Origin of the sequence: Streptomyces milbemycinicus, assembly GCF_002154605.1 — a bacterium.
In the GTDB taxonomy this organism is placed as follows: Bacteria; Actinomycetota; Actinomycetes; order Streptomycetales; family Streptomycetaceae; genus Streptomyces; species Streptomyces milbemycinicus.
In genome coordinates, this window is sequence record NZ_MUNE01001111.1 from 1 (window position 1) to 906 (window position 906).

The window sequence follows — 906 nt, forward strand, 5'->3', positions numbered from 1 at the left end:
CGGCACCACCAGGAGCCCCGTGGGCTACGCCAACTACGGAGGCTACAACGTCCAGGCGACGACCCTCGGGAAGGTCACCTCCGGGGCGATCCCGCCGGAGGTGACCTTCCCGAGGGTCGTCGCCTGGACGTTGTAGCCGCCGTAGTTGGCGTAGTCCACGGGGCCCTCGGTGGTGCCGGTGAGGGTGTCGCCGACATTGGCCTTGAGCTGGGCGCCGGTGAGCGAGGCGATCAGGAGACGCCCGGAGTTGGGGTTGTCGTAGCCGGTGAGGACGGTGCCGCCGCGCGGGGTCGGGTTCTGCTTCGGCTTGGTGGTGATCCACGTCTCGCCGTAGGTGTTGGTTGCGCCCACCACCCGGGAGTCGCCGATCCGCACCCGCATGCCCTCGTGCGCCTCCAGCCAGTCCAGCGCGTAGGCGTCGGGCTTCAGCTCCAGGGACTCGACGCTGCCGCCCTGGGCCTGCGGCGCGTAGGCCTCGGGCAGCGTGGCCGGGTCGATGACCTCCGCGTCCGGCAGCTTGTTGCCGGAGGAGAGCACGACGGCCGTGGGCGCGGTCAGTTCGGTGACGGACTGCGTGCCGCTGCTCTTGCCGCCGGGGTAGTACTCGCTCACCTTGCCCGAGACCAGCACCGAGTCGCCCACCTTGACCTGAGGGGTGGTGGAGCCTGTGAAGACGAACACGCCCTCGCTGGTGGCCGCGTTCCCGTCGGCCTCGGGGTCCTGGATCCAGTAGCCCTTGGAGCCGGTGGAGCGCACACCGGTCACCACTCCGGGCACATTGGTGACGGTCTTGCCGTTCTGCGGGGAGATCCGGGTGGTGCCCTGGATGTCGTGGACGCGCAGCGGGCCGGGGTTGGTGTCGGTGGGCTCCGGGGTGGGCTCGGGCGGCGGGGTGTCGCCGGTGCC

Annotated in this window: 1 pseudogene; it reads right to left on the bottom strand. The window is 70.9% G+C overall.

The features are described from left to right. Nucleotides 1–42: 42 nt before the first annotated feature. Nucleotides 43–906: pseudogene (locus CCN51_RS51400) on the bottom strand (hypothetical protein); the annotation flags it as partial.